Consider the following 19,675-nt stretch of genomic DNA (forward strand, 5'->3'; position numbering starts at 1 on the left):
CAAATGCCGGGAACTGTTAAATCTGGCTCTTTCCAGATGCTGTCAATCAACAAATGTGATAATTGTTAGGGGAAAGCTTCTTAATGCAAAATTTACTCTTGACAAGAGGTCACTTCATAACAGCGAGGATATGTGGATATAGAATTTCATACTATGCAGACTGGTAATGGAGATTATCTGTGTTATGATGTAATGATAAAGAAATTATAAAGAATGGTTTGTAATATTAATAAATGTTAATATGCGTTGCTTGTGGCAACGGGCAGGTTCTCATACGATAGTGGTAACGTATGAAAGAAAGGAGATTATCCCTAATGTTAAACGAAAATATTAGAGCAATTAGAAAATCAAAAGGACTTTCGCAGGAAGAACTTGCTATCAAGCTGAATGTGGTGCGACAAACAATTTCGAAATGGGAGAGAGGATTGTCAGTTCCTGATTCTGACATGTTAATCTCCATATCGGAAGTGCTTGAAACACCTGTAAGCACTTTGCTTGGAGAAACTGTTATTGAGTCAAAAGTTGATGACTTAACAGCGATTTCCGAAAAACTGGAGATTATCAACTTACAGCTTGCACAAAGGAAGACCATAAGACGAAAAATACTTCATTGGCTGCTTATTTCATTATGTGCGGTCATAGTAACAATTTCTGTGGCCTTAATAGTATTAAATAGTCCTTACTTAGGCTGGGACTATAGTGATCCTGAAACTGCTGTTGTTGGAGTGGCTTTTCATGCATTTGAATGGCTGTTTGTCAGATTGGCACCGATAATTCTTATAGGGGCAATTGTTGGAATCTTCTTGGCACGGAAGAAAGTATAAATACCGCGTTATGAACTTAACCAAGTTTAACCGGTTTCTTACATAATAGGAGATGATGGAGTACAGAACACTTCCCTATGGAAACGAATGGTTCCACCGATGTGACAGAAGCATTGGGAGTAGTCAAAGACTGGGCATCTGGAAAAATTAAAATGCGATTAGCACAACGGAAAATATTAGATTGCCATGCATTTGCAAAAGAAATTGAAAATAAAGAAGATACTGCAATTATATATAAACATGGGATTGAAAACTGCAAAGACGCAGTAGAGCAACGAAAACAGGAATATATTGAAAAGAAAGTGATATACATCCATCGCTAATGTTGACATTATGGATGCAGATAGCACGAATTCAGAAGTATAGTAATTATTACATCTCTATAATGGAATTCTGTAAAGGAGAGATGTAATTATGGATATTAATCAAATCAAAGAAAATAAACTTAAGACTATCCTTCGGTTTTCAATCCCAAGTATCATAGCAATGCTTTTGGAAACGGTAATCACAATAACTGACGGTTATTTCACTGGCAATTATGTAGGTGAAGATGCGCTGGCAGCCATTAATCTGGGATTACCGATTCTTTACTTTTACCTGGGCGTAGGGTTATGCATCGGTGTTGGTGGAACGGTAATCTGTGGAAGACTGCTTGGAGCAAAGGATGAACGCAAGGCCTCCGAAGTGTTTTCACAGACGATTGTAACGGCCACGGTGATATGTATATTAGCATCACTAGTAATATTAGGGCTGTTCACTCCTATCCTAAAGGTATTGAGAGCAGACGGGAATCTGTCCGCATACTTTACCGGGTACTATAGGATCATGCTTTTCAATTATCCGCTGATGGTTATTGGAACCATATTTGGAATGTTTATCCGCGTGGATGGGAAACCTCAGGTGTGCATGCTTGTAAGTATCATAAGTTGTATTCTAAATGCAATCCTTGATGATATTCTGGTAGGCAGATTAGCGGTGGGAGTACAGGGAAGTGCCATAGCATCACTTATCGTGCAGGTGATTGCAGTCATTGTTCAGTTTATGTATTTCATTAGACTGTCAGCAGGCATACGTTTTAGACATTACAGATTTGACAGAGCAGTGAATAAAGAAACCATTTTTAATGGTTCCTCTGAATTTATCGGGGAGATGGCAAGTGCAATATCTATGTTTGCATTTAACTATGTGTTGATGAAATATGTTGGAGCAGAGGGAGTTGCCGCGTTCACGATTCTTGGGTTTACAGTATACGGATACAGCATGATTGCTATTGGTTTCGGACAGGGGCTGACGACTCTTGTAAGTGTTTGCTGGGGCGCGAAGGAACAGAAAACAGCAATGCAGCTGCGCATTCTGACGAATAAGATATTATTTGGAATAGGCGCTTTGTTTGCAGTATGCTTTTTCGTATTAGGAAGAAGATACGCAGGTATGTTTGGATGCAGTAGCAGTGTGGCAGATATGGTATCCGCAGGATTTCGGTTTTACGCTGTTACATTTCTGATTATGGGATATGATGTGATAAATTCGATGTATTTTACCAGCTGCGGTGATGCGTTAAGCTCTGCTCTGATATCGTCTCTAAGAGGAATGATTCTTCTTCTTTCATTTACATTTATCTTCCCGGCTATATGGGGAATGACAGGAGTATGGATGGCGGCTCCGGCTACAGAAGCTTTGACAGCGATCGTTTCGGCATGGCTGATCACGAAACAAAAGAAGATGATGGAAAGCAGGTGATCTGCAGTGGATGAGAAAGACAGCACTACGATTCGAAGTGCAGTGATCAACAAAGCGATTAGTTATATATTTGAAAATATAGATGAAGAAATTACGGTGGATGATGTGGCCAGACATTGTTCTTATTCAAAATATCATCTTATGCGAATGTTTAAAGAAGATACCGATGAAGCACTGTATCAGTTTATCAAACGTGTCCGGCTTGAAAGAAGTGCCTGGAGACTTAAAGTGGAGAAGGATAAAAGCATTACAGAAATTGGCGTAGATTATGGATATTCGTCTTCTAATTTTGCAACGGCATTTAAGAAACATCTGAATGTAACTCCGGCTGATTTCAGGAAGCTCAGTGAACAAATGGTGGAACGGAGTTCTTTTGCACATGGGATATCACTTGACGAATTAGAAGAGTCGGAAAAACTGATTACGGTCGAGTATCTTAACAGCTTTATGGTTGTGTATGAGCGTAAGAAAGGCAATTATCATAATCTGCCGGAAGAATGGTGTAAGTTTATTAAAAAGTATGAACATTTGTCTTCAGAAGATACGCTTTATATTGAATGTACCATTGATGATCCGTCAATTACGGATGAAGACAGATGCATGTATGAACTGTGCCAGACAATTTCACCGGGGAACCCGGTGCTGAAAGAGGATACCAGTATCTTGACTCATACCTTTGATGGCGGCAAATATGCAGTTTATCATTTTAAGGGATTTCCACAATTTCTTTTTATGGTATATCAGGAGATGTTCTGCAGATGGCTTTCAAAGACCGGAAATCAGCTTGATGAAAGACCGATACTTGATATATATCGAAACGTAGGTGATGATGGATATATGGAAATCGACATTTGTTTTCCACTAAAATGAGAGGCATTTGCTGGAGCATTGACAAAATGGTTCAGATATTTTAGAATGAAACCACCGAAAAGGTGGTTTTATTTTGCGCAAAATGAGGTTTTATCATGGAAAAAAGAGAAGAATTACAAGAACAGGCAGATAAGTTAAAGAGAATCAGAGCCGGTTTAGGCTTGAGCAGAAAAGCATTTTCAGAGTATATAGGTATCCCACTTCGCAATTTGGAAGAATGGGAAGCAGGCAGAAGGAAAATGCCTGAGTATTTGCTTAGGATGTTGATATATTATGTAAAAATGAATCAATATCTGGAGAAAAATGGGCTGAAAGAAGAAATGGAAAGGAAGGTATTTAATGAACAGGAATGAAATCATAATTTTTGAAACAGAAGATCATCAGATAAAGTTAGAGGTTAATGTAGAAAGTGAAACGGTGTGGCTGAGCGCTAATCAAATGGCGTTACTATTTGAGCGAGATGAAAAAACAATTCGAAAACATATAAATAATGTTTTTTCGGAATCAGAAGTGGATAAAATTAACAACACGCAAAAAATGCGTGTTGAAGGTGTAAAGCAATTAGTTCCATTTTATACATTAGATGTCATCATCTCCGTTGGTTATCGTGTGAAATCAAAACGTGGTGTGGAATTTCGCCGTTGGGCCAATTCCGTATTAAAACAGTACATATTGGAAGGTTATGCGGTGAATGATAGTCGTATCAAACAACTGGGAGAAGTGATACGGATTATGAAAAGAACGGAGAATGAACTGGACAGCAAACAGGTACTTTCTGTAATCGAAAAGTACAGCAATGCACTCGATTTGCTGGATTCCTACGATCACCAGAACATGACTCGTCCAAAAGGAAATGAAGCAACATATGTTCTTCAATATGAAGAATGTATGGACGTGATTCAGAGTATGCGATTTGGGGATGAATCAGATCTGTTCGGCAAAGAGAAGGATGATTCCTTCAAAGGCAGTATCGGAAATATTTATCAGTCTTTCGGAGGAGTGGATATTTACGAATCTCTGGAAGAAAAAGCAGCCAATCTTTTATACTTTGTAACGAAGAATCATAGCTTTTTTGATGGAAACAAAAGAATCGCAGCAACCATGTTTTTGTATTTTCTGGATAAGAATAATGCGTTGTTTGTAGACGGGAAAAAGAAAATGGAGGATTCAACATTGGTTGCCCTTACAATCATGATTGCTGAATCAAGGCCGGAAGAAAAAGAAATGATGATCAGTGTGGTAATGAATTGTATGCAATAAAAATGTTGTCCCTAATGACAATCACTCGTGTCAGGAAGTCCGATCATCCAGGATGGAAAGCTGGTGGGAGCAGTGACCCATGTGCTGGTAAATGATCCCACGAGAGGGTACGGCATCTTTATTGAGAATATGTTAGATGCAGCAGAATAATCCTGGGCAGGTAATGCAATGAGTATCTCATTGTATTGCCTGTTTTTTATGTATAAAAAAGAAAGAATTATTTTACATAAACCACGCATTGCGTAATTCCAAGTAATGTGATATGATAAATGAAATACTACATGGAGGTGTTCAGAAATAATGGAATCTGCAGATAAAATACGGAAACTCAGGGAACAAACAGGAATGACCAGGAAAGATTTTTCAATACATATTGGAATCCCTCTGCGAACGATAGAGGATTGGGAGGCAGGACGCAGGAAACCGCCGGAGTATATACCACGGCTGATCGAGTATCAGCTGAAGTATGAAGAATTGATCAGGAAGGTGCAAAGGGAGGAGCAGAATGCAGAAAAATAATGAAGATGAAGTAGAAGAAAAAAGCAATTTGCATTTTTGCAAATTCCAAATTCAGATAAACCGGTAGCCTTTTATAGCCTCGATGTAATCATCTCCGTTGGTTATCGTGTGAAATCAGAACGTGGTGTGGAATTTCGCCGCTGGGCAAATTCCGTATTAAAACAATACATATTGAAAGGTTATGCGGTGAATGATAGTCGTATCAAACAACTGGGAGAAGTGATACGGATTATGAAAAGGACGGAGAATGAACTGGACAGCAAACAGGTGCTTTCCGTAATAGAAAAGTACAGCAATGCACTTGATTTGCTGGATTCCTACGATCATCAGAATATGACTCGCCCGAAAGGGAGTGAAGCAACATATGTTCTTTAATATGAAGAATGCATGGAGGTGATTCAGAGCATGCGCTTTGGTGATGAATCAGATCTGTTCGGCAAAGAAAAGGACGATTCCTTCAAAGGAAGTATCGGCAATATTTATCAGTCTTTTGGTGGAGTAGATATTTATGAATCACTGGAAGAAAAGGCAGCCAATCTTTTATACTTTGTAACGAAGAATCATAGTTTTTTTGATGGAAATAAAAGAATTGCAGCAACCATATTTTTGTATTTTCTGGATAAGAATAATGCGTTGTTTGTAGACGGGAAAAAGAAAATGGAGGATTCAACATTGGTTGCCCTTACGATCATGATTGCTGAATCAAGTCCTGAAGAAAAAGAAATGTCGGGAAGTCCGATCATCCAGGATGGAAAGCTAGTGGGGGCGGTTACCCATGTGCTGGTCAATGACCCGACACGGGGATATGGGATATTTATCGAAAATATGCTGGATGCAGCGGGGTAAATGCGATGCCGGAGGCGGAGCCTCCGGCATATTTACAGCTTATCTTTTTGAAGCCACTCCATATTCTCGCTCCATGGCATCAATGGAAACCACCCATTGCTTGCCAAATTTACAAACATCTATACCATTGACCAGTTTTCCGTAGGAAATCGCTTTTCTCAGGGTGCTTTCGTTCAGCCCCCACAGCTCTGTCGCATCGCTGAATGCCATCAACCCGTCAAAAGGTGTTTTGACAACGGTACCGTTTTCCCACAGCTCGTCACAGGACAAATCCAGTTCATCGTCCCAAAGGATCCCATAGCCGCCTGTATCCACACTTGCGCAGGCGAACAAAGCCGGATCCTGTTGAAGCCGCCTGAAAACCGGAAGTTTCTCAAACAGCGGTTTCATATCATACACCTTGGTGACGCCTTCGCTGAACTGGACATTCAGTTTGAAGTCGGAAATGGGAAAAACATTTTTGACCTTGTGGAACATACATACACCTCCTTATTCCAACGGAGGGAGCTTCCGAAACTCTTGCGTCTTGTAAAGAATCTTTGTGAATAGACAGCCATTCCCGCACCATCGTTAACGCTTTCGGGGGAAGATGCCCCTCTAGCACATCCCCTGTCATAAAGTCGATTGCAGCAACGTCATCATTATAAATTGCGTGGATGTGCGGCGGGTTGTGTTCACTTTGCAAAAAGTACATTCTGATAACGATTCCATAAAATCTTGACAACACCGGCATAGTATCTCAGCCTCCCTCTTCTGTGAATACGGTATCACGATATCGTGATATTGTGATATTGTCAAGAGGATATGGTTCCTTGTATATATATATGCTGGAGCATTGAGTCTTGGCTTTACGAGTAATGAATCGGAGAGCAGAAAAGTAAGGGATTTCAAGGATAATCACAGTTAAAATTGAACTGAAGTTAATGGATAGTTCACAGAAATATGGTTGACATTGCTGTGAGACTAGAGTAATATTAAAGTACAAAAAGAAAAGATTGACACAGCATAATACCTTTGGTATACTGTTAAAATCTGTATATGTTTTAATAATACGGCATATAATGTAAATAAACAAGGCAACTTGTTTTGAGAGAGGTCCTGCTATAGTGGACGATTCAAAATGAGAGAGGTCCTGCTTCAGTGGACGATTCAAAATGAGAGAGGTCCTGCTATAGTGGACAAGAAAGCTGTTTGTTTTATGACAAACAGCTTTTTTTAAAGGAGAAAGATGGAGAAAGAAAGGCCCGTTCTTTACTATGTGGATAAGGAATACCTAAAATATCTGCATAAAGAGGATTATAGAGTAAGTGTTAAATTTAATAATAGACCGTTTGCTGGAATTGTTACATCAGTAGGTGATAAGAAGTATATGATTCCGCTAACATCACAGACAACAGAGGAGCGCAAGAAAGAAGGAAAGAATAAGAGAAGTGCTCTTATTACTACATTTGTTACAGAAACTTCAGGGAAAGAAATAGCAAATCTTCTTTATAATAATATGATTCCTGTTAACGAAGAAATTATAACCGCATTAGAAATTGATCCAAAAGTTGATACATATGAATCTAATGAGATACGATATTTAAGAAAAAAATTGGGAGAGTATAGAGGAAAAAGCGACAAATGTTTTCAATCAGAGATATGATACAAAATCTCACAATTTTGTTTTTTTGAAAAAGACATGCTGTGATTTCAAGAAATTAGAAACAGCATTAGAGCAGTATGGAAATCATAATAAAGAAGAAAGTTAAAAACTTTGCGTATAAATGTGAAATGAGTATAGATTACCAGCAAATAAGTTCTGTTTTCTAAATGAGTTATATCAAATTATTATTATGCGACTTGCAAAGGCTCTATGCAAAGTGTGAAGTATCCGGTTTGTTTGAATAAATCAAGATGATAACCTGTCCTTTGTTGTTTTGCAATCATTATAGTACCACCAACTCATTTAACAATCATAAGTGTTGTCCCTAATGACAATCACTCGTGAGCGGGAGCCCGATTATCCAGGACGGCAAGCTGGTGGGCGCGGTGACCCATGTGCTGGTGAATGACCCAACGAAGGGGTATGGAATTTTTATTGAGAACATGCTGGACGTGGTGGGATAGTATTGTGTTAGAGGTGAAATGGCTGATAGCGAAAGGAGTCACACGATTATCATCTGGATGCCTTCGAGGAATTTCATTTCCACCATGAATGTCTATGCCTACTCCACAAGAAAAGACAAGAGGGAATCCGCAAGACTTCTTGATAATATACTAAAGTGTTATTTGTCTCTTGAAAAACGGACGCACATCTGTTAAAATTGGCTTGCAAGCCAAGATGTATGGCAGGGGGTGATCGAGTGGCAGTACGAAGTGACGGGCTACAGACGAAAAAGCGGATCCTGCAGGCATGTGTCAGGCTGTTCCTGGAAAACGGATACCATCAGACGACCATGCTGCAGATTCTCAGGGAAGCGAAAGTCTCCTCCAGCAGTTTTCAGAATCTTTTTCACAGCAAGGACGGCGTTCTGATGGAGCTGGTGGGATTCATGTATGAAAATCAGTTCGGCATGGCCAGAAGTGTTGCGGGCGAGGCGCTCCCGCCGGTGTATGTCTACGCGGCAGAAACCGCGCTCCAGATCACGCTGACGGAGCTCAATGAAAATCTGCGGGAGATCTATCTGGAAGCCTATACGCAGGAACGCGTACTGGACTACATCCAGCGGGCCACGGCAAAGGAGCTGTACCGTATCTTTGGTCCTTATCAGCCGGAACTTACGGAGCAGGATTTCTACGAGCTGGAATTTGGCTCGGCAGGACTGATGCGCGGCTATATGGCAAATCCCTGCACAGAAGATTTCACTCTGGAGCGGAAACTGAACAAATTCGTGACGCTGGCGCTTCGTGGCTATAAGGTGCCGGAGGAAGAACTGCAGAAGGTGCTTACATTCCTCGCGGGGCTGGATATGCGAGGCATTGCCCAGTCGGTCATGGAAGAATTGTTCCGCCGGCTTGCGATGCAATATGAATTTTCCCTGGACGGACTTCTTCCACAGGGATAGAAGCAAACAAAGGACAGGATTAGTAAAATTGAAAAATATAATCGAGGAGGCAGATTTAATGAAAAGAAAAATATTAAGCACGTTGCTTACGCTATGCATGGTGCTGACATTAGTACCGACAACGGCATTTGCAGATGAAGGAACAGGTAGCACACCAAGCGTATCAGCCTATGCCACAAAGGATCAGTTAAAGGGTGTTACATTTGCTCCGGATTCAAACGGAAATGCAACGAATATCGGCAAACTGGTATTTGGTAAGAAAGAAGAAACTTTGGATGAAGAGGGTAATCCAGAAATCTATTCACCAGCGGAATGGTATATCTTGGGAGAAGATAACAAAGTATTAGTCGATAATACCATAATCTTTGCTGCAAACCCGATAAAAATAAATCAACAGTTTAATTCAAGCGATCCGTCTCGTCAATATACATATAATTATATGGCAGGAACAGGCTATGGGGATTATAGTGGCAGTATAGAAGTATATAGAAACCACTACGGGGTAAGTCAACTTCGTGCGGCACTGAATAATATGGTGGATAGTTCGAATACAACCTATTTTACCGCAGCCGAGAAGGGCTTGATGAATACTACCACAGTGACAACGAATGATACAAGGAATGATAAAACCTATACCACAACAGACAAACTGTATGCACTGGCGGCAGACGGGTCTGATGAATCAACCATAAAAGCAGGAAGCAATAATCAAATAGCACTTGCAGCAAATAGTTATTGGAACAGCGGTAATAGATCGTTCTGGCTGCGTTTGCCTTACGATAATAGTAGTACTAGTGTTAGTGGTGATGCACTACAGGCGGAACCGGGCAAAAAAGTTAACCACTCCAGTGTCAGCAGTAGTTTCGGGGTGCGTCCCGCTTCCAATTTAAATCTGTCAAATGTGCTCTTTGCATCTGCTGCAACAGCATCATCATCTGATACAGTATCAGGAACGATAGCAGATGGTACGGCGATGACCCTGAGGCTGGACGGAAGCAGTAAGAATATCGGTGCAGTGGCATATAGAACTGCAACAGGTGATATTTTTGCAACGAAAGGAAGTACTACAGGTGATGTAGCACTTGTGGTGCAGGGCAAAGAGGGAAACAAGGACTGGTATTACAGCAAGCAGATTACAGGAACTGAAACAGAGATTGTGAATGTATCAGATATCAAGTCAGAACTTGGTTTGTCAGCAGATATAGATTTATTAACTGCCAAAATCTGGCTGGAAACTACAGATGCTGCAGATGGAATGATTTATGCAGTTGATCCAATCACAAGTGATAATCTTATAAGCATCACGCCTCCAGCTCCTATAACAGTAGACAATGGAACTGCTTATGAAAACATGAATCTGCCTGAAACGGTTCAAGTTGTGACGGCAGAAAATTCACTAACAAAACTGCCGGTTGTATGGGATACAGCTACACCAAAAGAGGGCAGCTATGACCCAGACATTAAGACAGAGCAGACGGTGACATTATACGGTTCCTTGCAACTGCCCGATGCCTTTGAACATAATCCGGATGGACCTGCAATAACAACCATTACCATCACAATCAAGGCAGCACCGGCAACTTCGGATAACAGCAACAAAGACAATGATTCAAAGACAGATACGGAAGTTAATGGAGATGTCACAGATGTTAAAGATTCTGTAAATACCGGCGACAACACCAATCTGGTCCTGTGGATTGTACTTATGCTTCTCAGCGCTATGGGCATAATCGGCGTAACTGTTTACTCCAGAAGAAAAAGAACAACTAAATAAGTCATTATATGGCTGCCAGGCTTTCAATTTGAAGGTCTGGCGGCTTTTTTTATGACCAAAAAGGAGTAATTATGTTTGGAAAGAATAAATGTGAGCCAACAAAGAAGTGAGAAAGTGTCAGTGACAGTGAACACTTTATAAGAATCTTCAAAGTCCTGGCGGCAAGACGTTGAATAGTAAAGATGATTATGTTACACTACCAGTAGAACAACCGTGTTATAGGGTGGCTGACCTATTTGATGGCCTTTGGAATGTTCATTCTGGCATTGCTGACATTCGTTTTTACGTTTATCAGATAATGTTTTAATAGAAATCCTTGAACGAAATAAGGTCTTCAACATGAGGATGTTTTAGACTATGTTCGTCATGATACTTTGGATAATAATGACATATACAAACAACGCAGATCTATTGTAGAGCATCCATTTGGCACAATCAAAAGGACACTAGGGTACAGTTTTTTTACGCCGTAAAATAGATAATGTCGATGCAGAAGCCTCTTCTATGTTTATCGCTTATAATTTTAAGCGATTATTAAGCATGTTTTCAACACTGGAATTAATAGAGAAATTTGGATAAGTATCTAATAAAAAACAAATCGTTTCAATTTAAACTCACATTAAATATCAAAAATATCAACGGTAACAAAAAATACCGTACATCAGACTAACGTACGGAAATCGTTAGACAGTCTGATGTACGGTGGTGTGAGAGGGGAGAGGAAATCTCCCCTACTGGATTGCTCAGAATTGCTTTGGTTATGTAATACTATACAAATATTTTGAAGATGGCGGCAGAATGTAAATGCCAGGCAATTACGCCTGGCAAATTTTATTTGTGGGCTTTGTTATAAAGTTTTTGAATGTCCTTTGGGAGATTATCGGGGAGCATGGCATTAATCTTATCTTCGTTGCCATCGGCTATAGCGGTGTCATAATACCAACATTTGAATTCCAACATAGCGAGAGTTTTTTCAAGCTGCTTTATTTCCTCTTTGACGGCAGCTTTTCGATGCTCAAATAATTCTCTTCGTTTTGTATAGCTGGAGGCGCCTTCTGTAACCCATTCAAAGAATTGTTTTATATCTTTTATTTCAAGACCTGATCGTTTTAAGCATTCGATTACTCGGATTGCTTCAAGTTCGTTCTCGCTAAAGTATCGGATATTGCCTTTGCGCTCAAGATTAGGAAAAAATCCTTCTTTATCGTAATATCTCAAGGTAGAAATAGGGAGATGAAACATCTCGGATACCTGACCAATTGTGTACATAAAAATACCTTCTTTCAAAATTTGAAAATAATACTTGACCTAAAGTTAAGTTTAGGTCTTATGATAATATCATAAAGCAAAAAGGCTTTCATTTCAATAGAATTTTTTATACGGAGGTATTTGATATTATGAAGACAGAAGAGCTTAAGATGGTTACAGCGTGGGATAAGACTTTTCCTAAGAGCGAAAAGGTGGATCACAAGAAGATTACATTCATGAATCGATATGGAATTACTCTTGTAGCAGACATGTATATTCCAAAGAATGCAGAGGGTAAGCTTCCGGCAATTGCAGTAAGTGGTCCATTCGGTGCGGTAAAGGAGCAGTGTGCTGGATTGTACGCACAGACAATGGCAGAGAGAGGATTTCTTACAATCGCATTTGATCCATCTTTTACCGGAGAGAGTGGTGGATTGCCAAGATATATGGCATCGCCTGATATTAATACGGAGGATTTTATGGCTGCCGTTGACTTCCTTTCCGTACAGGATAACGTAGATGCCGACAAGATTGGTATTATTGGTATTTGTGGCTGGGGAGGTATGGCAATTAATGCAGCTATACTTGATACACGAATCAAGGCAACGGTTGCTTCCACTATGTATGATATGACAAGAGTGAATGCTAACGGATATTTTGATTCAGAGGACAGTGAAGAAGCCCGATTTGCAAAGAAACAGGCTATGAATGCTCTTAGAACTGAGGAATATAAAAAGGGTGAGTATTCACGAGCAGGTGGATGTATGCCACTCCCGGTCCCTGATGACGCACCATTTTTTGTAAAGGATTACAGCGAGTATTATAAGGGAAGATGTTATCATAAAAGAAGCCTTAATTCCAATGAAGGATGGAATAGCATCGGTTGTCAGTCGTTTATGAACCAGCCGATTCTGAAATATAGTAATGAGATCAGAAGTGCTGTTCTTATCATACATGGAGAGAAAGCACACAGCTATTATTTCGGAAAAGATGCATATGAGGCTATGGTTAAGAACAGTAAGTATGCTGCAAATAAGGAGCTTCTTACTATTCCTGATGCAGTCCATACAGATCTCTATGACAACCTGGATGTAATTCCTTTCGATAAGATGCAGAAATTTTTTGAAGAGAACGGAGTGTGTTAATTATGGCAAAGAAAGTATTGATTGTTTCAACAAGTCTTGTGACCGATAGTGGAATAACTGATTCTAATGATGCAAGTAATCATAAAGACACTATGCAAAAAGCCTATGAGCTTGGAAAAGGGCTGTAATAGATGAAGAGATTTCTTACTCAAGATAATATTAAGAAAGAGAAGGTTGGTATTTTCAACGTCACATTTGAACCCGGATGCAGAAATAACTGGCATATTCATCATGCAAAAAGTGGCGGTGGACAGATTCTGGTATGCGTAGCCGGACGTGGATTTTGTCAGGAAGAAGGCAAGGAAGCAGTAGAGATGAAACCAGGTGATTGTATCAATATTCCGACGGAAGTGAAGCACTGGCATGGGGCAGCACTTGATGAGTGGTTTTCACACCTGGCTATTGAGGTGCCGGGAGTGGATGGCTCCAATGAGTGGTGTGAGGCAGTATCAGAGGAAGAGTACACACAATTAAGATAAGAAGAAGCTTGTAGGTGGTAAACCCTATTCTATATCGATTCCCAAATTTATATAAGACTTTCTCCGTGTTATAACAAGCAATTCCCATTAGTTCATATATATTTTTTTGATAATCATCAATATTATTTTTATAGTCATAAATGATGTATACACAGTCTGAAAAAAATTGAAAACAGGTTAATTTTTGCCCCTTCTAACATGTGATTAGTGAAGGGGCACATTTCTTTTTATTCAAAACCAATTAACCGATTCAACCAATAACTATTTATTTATAAAAACTGGTGTCCTGAATAATATTAAGTCATGGTCAGAGTGTTGATGACTGAAAAGACATATTATAAATTATATAAAACAAACAGTAAATAACGTGCAGAAATTAATAATTTAATGATATGAGGTGGGAAGGATGAAAAAGAAAAAATTTGTTTTGACTATTTTTTGTATGATTTTAATATCTGTGACCGGGTGTCAAAAAAGTGAAAACTATAAAATGACAAAGGCGTCAAAAAATGATGTGCTTCCCATTTATGAACAAAATGCTGAAGAGTTACAAGGAGTATCTGAACTTCAAATATTACAAGATGTATATAAATCAGGATACAAATTTGAGGAATGGCTAATAGAAGGTGTAGAAGAACCCGGAGGTATCCTTGCATTAGAGGAAGCCTTTCTTGTATCAGATAGAGAAAATGATTGTATTTTCAAAGTGGATAATAATGGAAATATAATTGATGAAATCGGGCAAACAGGAAGCGGGAATGGTGAGTTCTTAAAACCGTCTGCACTTGCAGTTTATAATCATGAAATTTATGTGCTGGATCAAGGTAATAATAGAATACAGATATTGGATGAGGATCTAGTTTATGATAGAGAAATAAAATTGAAAGATACAAAAACAGAAGACCCGAATTATATTCCTCAAAATATAGCTGTGAATCAGGAGGGAGTATTTGTTACCGGGGTGTCATTAGAAAATCCTGTGGTAGATCGATATACAGAAGAAGTAGATGAAATTGGTTCCAATTTTATTGGAAGTATGAGTACATATGATAATCAGATGTATTTTATAAATTCTATGGTTCGATATTATGATAAAGAAAACGATAGTTTTGGAGCAGTGAGTATAGCGCCAGAATGGCTTCTGGTTGCCAAAGATAAAAAAATGGAAAAAATATGTGAATTGCCATATGGATTCAATATTACTTCTTTTTGTGTAGATGAAAAAGGCATTCTATGTGTTTCCGTATCAGGTGGTGCAGTATATCGTTTGAATAAGGATGGCGTATATGAAGAGACTATTGCGTGTTTGCCGGGACTTCAGGATGAAGAGGCGACGCAAATGGCAGTTGATGATCAAGAAAGCGTTTATATTGTAATGCCAAATGCTAAAAAAATTTATCGTTGCTATAAGTAGGAGTATGAACAAAATATGAATAGAATCAATTATCAGCTTCGACAAATATTATTTAAAATTACATATCGAAAGAAAGAATATGTTATGTATATTATTTCTTTCTATTTAGGTCTTTTATTGCCGGCATTTTGTTTGGCAAACATAAGGTCTGTAGATCAGGTAATTCATTTTACGACATTTGAAAACATGGACAGAGCTGTTCAGATTGATTGGTTTAGTGATGATTTCTTGGATATGAAAATAGAAGGTGCGAAAAATGTATCAGTGAGCGGATATTATGAGGAAGATTTCGCTGAGTGGGGACATCAGTATGTTCCAGTCAAAGGCATAGATGAGTGTTATATGTACCCATTTCCAAAAATAAAAGGACGTATGTTTAAAAATTTGGTGCTAGAATATAAATAGTACAAGTCAAAATGAGAATTCCTAATCTAATATTTCATGGTACAATGTAGGTACCGCACTGAAGGAGGATCTCATTATGGCAAAGCACTATGACAAACAGTTTAAACTGGATGCAGTCCAGTATTATCATGATCACAGAGACTTAGGACTGCAGGGCTGTGCATCAAATTTAGGAATCAGTCAACAAACATTATCACGTTGGCAAAAGGAGCTACGTGAGACAGGTGATATTGAATGCCGTGGTTCCGGTAATTATGCTTCTGATGAAGCAAAAGAAATCGCACGATTAAAACGTGAACTTCGTGATGCACAGGACGCTCTTGATGTACTAAAAAAAGCAATCAACATTCTGGGAAAATGACGGAAGCCATTTATCTCGAAGTTGCTGAGAAGTCAGAAACTGCCCATAAGGCTGGACGCCGGGTTTCTGTCTCCGGAATGTTGAAATATCTCGGCGTTTCCCGTTCTGGTTACCGTGCATGGCTAAAACATGTTCCTTCAAACGCTGAACAGCGTCGTGAAACGGTAAAAGCCAAAATCAAGGATATTTATGATGAATCAAAACAGAATTACGGTGCCCCAAAGATTACCAAAGAACTGCGAAAATCAGGGGAAATAATCTCTGAACGTACAGTTGGTAAATACATGAGGCAAATGGGAATCAAAGCACAATGGGTAAAACCATGGACTATTACCACAAAAGATTCTGACTTCAGTAGCGAATTGCAAAATATCCTTGATGAACAGTTTAATCCGGAACGCCCAAATGCTGTCTGGTGTTCTGATATCACATATATCTGGACGATAGACGGATTTGTTTATCTAACCAGTATTATGGATTTATATTCCAGAAAAATCATTGCCTGGACACTTTCTAAAACACTGGAAGTATCCTGCGTGATTGAAACAATAAATAAAGCTAAAGCAAGACGTAAAATCGAAGAACCATTGATTCTGCATTCCGATCGTGGCAGCCAGTATGTATCCAAAGAATACAAGAGGATAACTGCCGGTATACAGTGTAGCTATTCGAAAAAAGCTTATCCTTGGGACAACGCATGTATTGAATCATTCCATTCATTGATCAAACGTGAATGGCTGAACCGCTTCAAAATCCGCGATTATGATCATGCGTACCGATTGGTCTTCGAATATCTGGAAGCATTCTACAATACAAAACGTATTCATAGCCATTGTGACTATATGTCTCCAAATGATTATGAAGAACTGTATCGTAGAATCCAGAAAGACGAATTGCTGATGGCAAGTTAAGATGAGGAAAACCTCATTTTAACTTGTACTAAATCTTGACATAGGACCAGGTTGTCGTATATAATTGTGTTTATCTTATAGTCAAAAAAAGAAGTAAGGGTTAGAAAAGTAAAAAAGTAGAGTTCATCTGAAAGAGCCATGTGCGGACTGCCATATCAACACATGGCTCTTTCAGATAACTGCGAGGTAGATGAATGAAGAAAAAGATATCCAGACGATATGTATATATTTTGGTCGGGGTTGCAGCACTTATTGCTTTATTGTTGTGGGTGCATCCAATTGCATTTATAAAAACTGGAATTCTGACAAAAGAGAAGGTGGATCAGTATGAAAAGCAGTATGATCTGGGTGCTGCGAGAAAGTTTGATGCGAATGATAAGAGCATAAAGAACGTCTATATGTTTTATATTGGAAATGAAGCCGTGGAGGTACAAGATGAAACTGTGGACAGTCTTATCGATGTTAATGTGCGAAAAGTTGCTCCGTTTCTATATCGTTGGAATATTCCAGAAGGAAATTGGGGAATCTTTCGGGTCACGTTGGGAAACGACAAATATTATTGTCTGTATATTACAAATTAATTTCATTCATAAAGTACATGTTAAAAAGCATTAATTATACAAGGGGGAAGTTGATGAAGAAAAATGTTATCAAAATAATAGCAGCTACACTGACGCTTTTTCTGTTTTGCAGCAATGGCGTAAAGGCGGAAACTCAAAAAGAATGTATAACAATTGAAGAAAAAAAGGAATATTTGTGTGAAAAAGGTATGCTCAGTTGCAAAGCCCTAACATTTCGCCTAAGATTCAAATAAATCCAGGTGGATGGGCTTTTGTATCTTTTGAACCAAGTTATATGTTTCATGTAAATGATAATGTGGTAACGGATTTGAGGTTAGAGTATGTACATGAAAATATGCCGGGAATTTCATCGATAAGTTTCTCTTATGAAGGGGCATCTATTTCTGCTGGCGGTAATTTTACTGATTCTTTATCTAAAATCACAACATATAGATCCATGTTAGTTGATTATTGGGGATAAAGCGGATTGAGAGAGGATAGATGCCCTTATAATTACGGGATGATATGCAGCGAAAGTCTCTGTGGGGGTAGAACACTTCAGGATTATAAGATAACGGTAGAAGACAATCTCTATAACAGTGGCACAAGATTCTGACCAGTTTAGGTGTTAATCCTTCCGTGGCGGCATTGCTCGGTATTCGGGCTCAAATCCAACATCTGAAAGCCTATACTTCCACGGATGCGCTGGCAAATATCTGCATTGATCTGCGCTTCAAGTATGTAACGCGCGGTTCTTCATCTTATGTAGAGTGGATGGACAGTAAAGAAAATCCGAAAGGCGTGGGCTGGCTCCTTTCCTGCTGTTTTTCTTCGTGCTATAATCTATTAAAAACGGGTGTCTGTCAGCTGTTAACTGTTCGGCATCTCTTGTGCTATTGTACAGTATTAATCCAGTTTTTGACCTCTTTTATACAAGAAGGATTCATTTGTAGTATAGATATCCAATAATAAAAAATAAACTCCGAAGAGTCTGTAATCCATAGCATTTTGCAAAGAAGCATGTTAGAATGAGATGAATCAAAATTTAAGGAGAAGCTTTATGAATGGTGTAGTATTGTATCAATCAAAATATGGGGCAACGAAGAAATATGCAGAGTGGATTTCGGAGAAAACAGGATTTCCTGTGATTGAGACGAAGAAAGCAAAGATAGGAGATATTAAAAAGTATGATATTATAATCCTTGGAGGAGGCATTTATGCATCTGGAATTGCAGGTATCTCCTTTTTGAAAAAGAATATTGATATACTGCAGGAAAAGAAAATCATAGTATTTTGTGTTGGCGCATCTCCTTATGATGAAACTGCATTTCAAGAGATTGTACAACATAATATGAAAGATAGACTAACGGACATTCCTTGCTTCTATTGCAGAGGAGCATGGGATATGGAAGCAATGAATGTTGTGGATAGAAATTTGTGCAAAATGTTAAGAAAAGCAGTCGCAAAAAAGCAGCCAGCCGAATATGAGGTCTGGGAGAAGGCGTTGGTTGCTGCTGGAGATGACAGCTGTGACTGGACAGATCAAAAGTATATTGAGCCGATATTGGATATGTTGAAGTAATCATATGTTTTTCGGCAACGGAAAATGCTTCGGAAGTGTGATGAGGAAGGAGCTTCCGTTGCCGGGCACTTTCAGAAGCAACAGTCAGATATCTGAGGAATATGGATTTCTATTTATCTGCTCAGATACCCTTCCGACCGTTTGATAAAGTCTGCAATGTCCAGCTTGGGATTATCCAAAGTCTTATGGATGAACAGACCATCGGAAAGGAGCAGAAGCAGCCATGCAAGATAATCGGAGGACACGGAATCCGTTCGTTCTCCGATTTTTTTTGAGATGATCTCAGCAAATTCACAGTACCGGCTCAGAAGCTTCTGACGGATCTGTTCATTTCCCATCATCGCATCATAGAAAAGATGAAGCCGCATATCTGCAGTTGCAACATCTCGTTCCAATACATACTTGACCAGCCGGTGAAGAGACGTGTCCTTCGTCTCGTCTTCCGTCCATGTGATCAGGTCCTGATATTGCTGATCCAGATACTTGTCTGTAATATCGAATAAGATATCGTTCTTATTCTTATAATGATAATAAAGTGTTCCTTTTGATATTCCGGCCTCTCTGGCAATCTCAGCCAGGGAGATGTCGGATAATTTTTTATGTTCTAATAATTCTTCTGTAGCGGTTAGAATTAATTCTTTTACATTATCTTTTCTTGGTGCAGCCATAGTGTCCCCTTTTGATGATATT

Annotated in this window: 23 protein-coding genes and 7 pseudogenes; 26 read left to right on the top strand and 4 right to left on the bottom strand. The window is 39.0% G+C overall.

The genetic code is table 11. From position 1 onward, the window contains the following. Positions 1 to 314: 314 nt before the first annotated feature. The 11 genes and pseudogenes from JQM81_RS10420 to JQM81_RS13915 all read left to right on the top strand — a co-directional run. Complete coding sequence (locus JQM81_RS10420; protein ID WP_235233531.1) at positions 315 to 824, top strand: helix-turn-helix domain-containing protein; 510 nt, start codon at positions 315 to 317, stop codon at positions 822 to 824. 77 nt (positions 825 to 901) lie between these two features. Then, positions 902 to 1,147 carry a putative immunity protein gene (locus JQM81_RS10425; protein ID WP_235233532.1) on the top strand — a complete coding sequence of 82 codons (246 nt, stop codon included), beginning with the start codon at positions 902 to 904 and terminating at the stop codon, positions 1,145 to 1,147. A gap of 91 nt (positions 1,148 to 1,238) precedes the next feature. Further along, positions 1,239 to 2,564 (top strand): MATE family efflux transporter, encoded by a 1,326-nt coding sequence (locus tag JQM81_RS10430; protein ID WP_235233533.1) that lies wholly within the window; start codon positions 1,239 to 1,241, stop codon positions 2,562 to 2,564. 6 nt (positions 2,565 to 2,570) lie between these two features. Further along, complete coding sequence (locus JQM81_RS13685) at positions 2,571 to 3,434, top strand: AraC family transcriptional regulator (protein ID WP_235233534.1); 864 nt, start codon at positions 2,571 to 2,573, stop codon at positions 3,432 to 3,434. Between the two features lie 95 nt (positions 3,435 to 3,529). Further along, the gene (locus tag JQM81_RS10440) at positions 3,530 to 3,787 is read left to right on the top strand and encodes a helix-turn-helix domain-containing protein (RefSeq protein WP_235233535.1); all 258 of its coding nucleotides are present in this window, start codon (positions 3,530 to 3,532) and stop codon (positions 3,785 to 3,787) included. Further along, entirely contained in the window at positions 3,774 to 4,694 is a 921-nt protein-coding gene (gene rhuM, locus JQM81_RS10445) for a virulence protein RhuM/Fic/DOC family protein (RefSeq protein WP_235233536.1), read from the top strand. Before JQM81_RS10440 ends, rhuM (JQM81_RS10445) begins: the two co-directional genes overlap by 14 nt. A gap of 27 nt (positions 4,695 to 4,721) precedes the next feature. Beyond that, positions 4,722 to 4,844 (top strand): annotated as a pseudogene (locus JQM81_RS10450) (SpoIVB peptidase S55 domain-containing protein); the annotation flags it as partial. A gap of 150 nt (positions 4,845 to 4,994) precedes the next feature. Further along, the gene (locus JQM81_RS10455) at positions 4,995 to 5,213 is read left to right on the top strand and encodes a helix-turn-helix domain-containing protein (protein WP_235233537.1); all 219 of its coding nucleotides are present in this window, start codon (positions 4,995 to 4,997) and stop codon (positions 5,211 to 5,213) included. A gap of 36 nt (positions 5,214 to 5,249) precedes the next feature. Next, on the top strand, positions 5,250 to 5,588 hold the full coding sequence (rhuM, locus tag JQM81_RS10460) for a RhuM family protein (protein ID WP_235233538.1): 339 nt from the start codon (positions 5,250 to 5,252) through the stop codon (positions 5,586 to 5,588). Positions 5,589 to 5,618: 30 nt separating this feature from the next. After that, positions 5,619 to 5,819 (top strand): annotated as a pseudogene (locus tag JQM81_RS13910) (Fic family protein); the annotation flags it as partial. A gap of 48 nt (positions 5,820 to 5,867) precedes the next feature. Continuing rightward, positions 5,868 to 6,059: pseudogene (locus JQM81_RS13915) on the top strand (SpoIVB peptidase S55 domain-containing protein); the annotation flags it as partial. A gap of 39 nt (positions 6,060 to 6,098) precedes the next feature. Here the strand turns inward: JQM81_RS13915 and JQM81_RS10475 are convergent. Next, positions 6,099 to 6,536, bottom strand: a complete 438-nt coding sequence (locus JQM81_RS10475) for a DUF2442 domain-containing protein (protein WP_235233540.1) — start codon at positions 6,534 to 6,536, stop codon at positions 6,099 to 6,101. Beyond that, positions 6,451 to 6,792 carry a DUF4160 domain-containing protein gene (locus JQM81_RS13820; protein WP_328282614.1) on the bottom strand — a complete coding sequence of 114 codons (342 nt, stop codon included), beginning with the start codon at positions 6,790 to 6,792 and terminating at the stop codon, positions 6,451 to 6,453. Before JQM81_RS13820 ends, JQM81_RS10475 begins: the two co-directional genes overlap by 86 nt. A 495-nt stretch (positions 6,793 to 7,287) precedes the next feature. Here JQM81_RS13820 and JQM81_RS10485 point away from each other — a divergent pair. From JQM81_RS10485 to JQM81_RS13920, 5 genes and pseudogenes are all read left to right on the top strand, one after another. Beyond that, positions 7,288 to 7,810, top strand: a pseudogene (locus tag JQM81_RS10485) (type III toxin-antitoxin system ToxN/AbiQ family toxin). Between the two features lie 235 nt (positions 7,811 to 8,045). Next, positions 8,046 to 8,168 (top strand): annotated as a pseudogene (locus JQM81_RS13825) (SpoIVB peptidase S55 domain-containing protein); the annotation flags it as partial. Between the two features lie 236 nt (positions 8,169 to 8,404). Then, the gene (locus JQM81_RS10495; RefSeq protein WP_235233542.1) at positions 8,405 to 9,106 is read left to right on the top strand and encodes a TetR/AcrR family transcriptional regulator; all 702 of its coding nucleotides are present in this window, start codon (positions 8,405 to 8,407) and stop codon (positions 9,104 to 9,106) included. A 58-nt stretch (positions 9,107 to 9,164) separates the two neighbouring features. After that, positions 9,165 to 10,880, top strand: a complete 1,716-nt coding sequence (locus JQM81_RS10500) for a DUF6273 domain-containing protein (protein WP_235233543.1) — start codon at positions 9,165 to 9,167, stop codon at positions 10,878 to 10,880. A 365-nt stretch (positions 10,881 to 11,245) separates the two neighbouring features. Then, positions 11,246 to 11,459, top strand: a pseudogene (locus JQM81_RS13920) (transposase); the annotation flags it as partial. Positions 11,460 to 11,711: 252 nt separating this feature from the next. Here the strand turns inward: JQM81_RS13920 and JQM81_RS10505 are convergent. Continuing rightward, positions 11,712 to 12,149, bottom strand: coding sequence for a MerR family transcriptional regulator (locus JQM81_RS10505; RefSeq protein WP_235233544.1), 438 nt, complete (start codon positions 12,147 to 12,149; stop codon positions 11,712 to 11,714). A gap of 128 nt (positions 12,150 to 12,277) precedes the next feature. Between JQM81_RS10505 and JQM81_RS10510 the strand changes: the two genes are divergently transcribed. From JQM81_RS10510 to JQM81_RS10550, 10 genes and pseudogenes are all read left to right on the top strand, one after another. Next, positions 12,278 to 13,273, top strand: coding sequence for an alpha/beta hydrolase (locus tag JQM81_RS10510; protein WP_235233545.1), 996 nt, complete (start codon positions 12,278 to 12,280; stop codon positions 13,271 to 13,273). A 2-nt stretch (positions 13,274 to 13,275) separates the two neighbouring features. Continuing rightward, the gene (locus JQM81_RS13620) at positions 13,276 to 13,401 is read left to right on the top strand and encodes a hypothetical protein (protein ID WP_268826586.1); all 126 of its coding nucleotides are present in this window, start codon (positions 13,276 to 13,278) and stop codon (positions 13,399 to 13,401) included. Positions 13,402 to 13,431: 30 nt separating this feature from the next. Beyond that, positions 13,432 to 13,752, top strand: a pseudogene (locus JQM81_RS10515) (cupin domain-containing protein); the annotation flags it as partial. Positions 13,753 to 14,158: 406 nt separating this feature from the next. Further along, positions 14,159 to 15,166, top strand: coding sequence for a 6-bladed beta-propeller (locus tag JQM81_RS10520; protein WP_235233547.1), 1,008 nt, complete (start codon positions 14,159 to 14,161; stop codon positions 15,164 to 15,166). Positions 15,167 to 15,181: 15 nt separating this feature from the next. Continuing rightward, on the top strand, positions 15,182 to 15,571 hold the full coding sequence (locus JQM81_RS10525) for a hypothetical protein (protein WP_235233548.1): 390 nt from the start codon (positions 15,182 to 15,184) through the stop codon (positions 15,569 to 15,571). 76 nt (positions 15,572 to 15,647) lie between these two features. Beyond that, complete coding sequence (locus tag JQM81_RS10530; protein WP_009245215.1) at positions 15,648 to 15,932, top strand: transposase; 285 nt, start codon at positions 15,648 to 15,650, stop codon at positions 15,930 to 15,932. After that, complete coding sequence (locus tag JQM81_RS10535) at positions 15,929 to 16,843, top strand: IS3 family transposase (protein ID WP_235233549.1); 915 nt, start codon at positions 15,929 to 15,931, stop codon at positions 16,841 to 16,843. The genes JQM81_RS10530 and JQM81_RS10535 overlap by 4 nt, the downstream gene beginning before the upstream one ends. 194 nt (positions 16,844 to 17,037) lie before the next feature. Then, entirely contained in the window at positions 17,038 to 17,424 is a 387-nt protein-coding gene (locus tag JQM81_RS10540; RefSeq protein ID WP_235233550.1) for a hypothetical protein, read from the top strand. 53 nt (positions 17,425 to 17,477) lie between these two features. Beyond that, entirely contained in the window at positions 17,478 to 17,657 is a 180-nt protein-coding gene (locus JQM81_RS10545; protein ID WP_235233551.1) for a hypothetical protein, read from the top strand. Positions 17,658 to 18,463: 806 nt separating this feature from the next. After that, on the top strand, positions 18,464 to 18,985 hold the full coding sequence (locus JQM81_RS10550; protein ID WP_235233553.1) for a flavodoxin domain-containing protein: 522 nt from the start codon (positions 18,464 to 18,466) through the stop codon (positions 18,983 to 18,985). Positions 18,986 to 19,098: 113 nt separating this feature from the next. Here JQM81_RS10550 and JQM81_RS10555 read toward each other — a convergent pair whose 3' ends face one another. Next, positions 19,099 to 19,653: a TetR/AcrR family transcriptional regulator gene (locus tag JQM81_RS10555; RefSeq protein ID WP_235233554.1), complete on the bottom strand. Its 555-nt coding sequence runs from the start codon at positions 19,651 to 19,653 to the stop codon at positions 19,099 to 19,101. Positions 19,654 to 19,675 lie beyond the last annotated feature (22 nt).

The organism is Faecalicatena contorta (assembly GCF_021531895.1).
In the GTDB taxonomy this organism is placed as follows: Bacteria; Bacillota; Clostridia; order Lachnospirales; family Lachnospiraceae; genus JAFBIX01.

Bases quoted from the DNA above. Each gene is read 5' to 3' on its own strand.
- JQM81_RS10420 (WP_235233531.1), top strand. From the start codon at position 315: ATGTTAAACGAAAATATTAGAGCAATTAGAAAATCAAAAGGACTTTCG.
- JQM81_RS10540 (WP_235233550.1), top strand. From the start codon at position 17,038: ATGAAGAAAAAGATATCCAGACGATATGTATATATTTTGGTCGGGGTT.
- JQM81_RS13820 (WP_328282614.1), bottom strand. From the start codon at position 6,792: ATGCCGGTGTTGTCAAGATTTTATGGAATCGTTATCAGAATGTACTTT.
- JQM81_RS10510 (WP_235233545.1), top strand. From the start codon at position 12,278: ATGAAGACAGAAGAGCTTAAGATGGTTACAGCGTGGGATAAGACTTTT.
- JQM81_RS10525 (WP_235233548.1), top strand. From the start codon at position 15,182: ATGAATAGAATCAATTATCAGCTTCGACAAATATTATTTAAAATTACA.
- rhuM (WP_235233536.1), top strand. From the start codon at position 3,774: ATGAACAGGAATGAAATCATAATTTTTGAAACAGAAGATCATCAGATA.
- JQM81_RS10550 (WP_235233553.1), top strand. From the start codon at position 18,464: ATGAATGGTGTAGTATTGTATCAATCAAAATATGGGGCAACGAAGAAA.
- JQM81_RS10475 (WP_235233540.1), bottom strand. From the start codon at position 6,536: ATGTTCCACAAGGTCAAAAATGTTTTTCCCATTTCCGACTTCAAACTG.
- JQM81_RS10520 (WP_235233547.1), top strand. From the start codon at position 14,159: ATGAAAAAGAAAAAATTTGTTTTGACTATTTTTTGTATGATTTTAATA.
- JQM81_RS10430 (WP_235233533.1), top strand. From the start codon at position 1,239: ATGGATATTAATCAAATCAAAGAAAATAAACTTAAGACTATCCTTCGG.
- JQM81_RS10545 (WP_235233551.1), top strand. From the start codon at position 17,478: ATGAAGAAAAATGTTATCAAAATAATAGCAGCTACACTGACGCTTTTT.
- JQM81_RS10535 (WP_235233549.1), top strand. From the start codon at position 15,929: ATGACGGAAGCCATTTATCTCGAAGTTGCTGAGAAGTCAGAAACTGCC.
- JQM81_RS10505 (WP_235233544.1), bottom strand. From the start codon at position 12,149: ATGTACACAATTGGTCAGGTATCCGAGATGTTTCATCTCCCTATTTCT.
- JQM81_RS10440 (WP_235233535.1), top strand. From the start codon at position 3,530: ATGGAAAAAAGAGAAGAATTACAAGAACAGGCAGATAAGTTAAAGAGA.
- JQM81_RS10530 (WP_009245215.1), top strand. From the start codon at position 15,648: ATGGCAAAGCACTATGACAAACAGTTTAAACTGGATGCAGTCCAGTAT.
- JQM81_RS10455 (WP_235233537.1), top strand. From the start codon at position 4,995: ATGGAATCTGCAGATAAAATACGGAAACTCAGGGAACAAACAGGAATG.
- JQM81_RS10500 (WP_235233543.1), top strand. From the start codon at position 9,165: ATGAAAAGAAAAATATTAAGCACGTTGCTTACGCTATGCATGGTGCTG.
- JQM81_RS13620 (WP_268826586.1), top strand. From the start codon at position 13,276: ATGGCAAAGAAAGTATTGATTGTTTCAACAAGTCTTGTGACCGATAGT.
- JQM81_RS10555 (WP_235233554.1), bottom strand. From the start codon at position 19,653: ATGGCTGCACCAAGAAAAGATAATGTAAAAGAATTAATTCTAACCGCT.
- JQM81_RS10425 (WP_235233532.1), top strand. From the start codon at position 902: ATGGAAACGAATGGTTCCACCGATGTGACAGAAGCATTGGGAGTAGTC.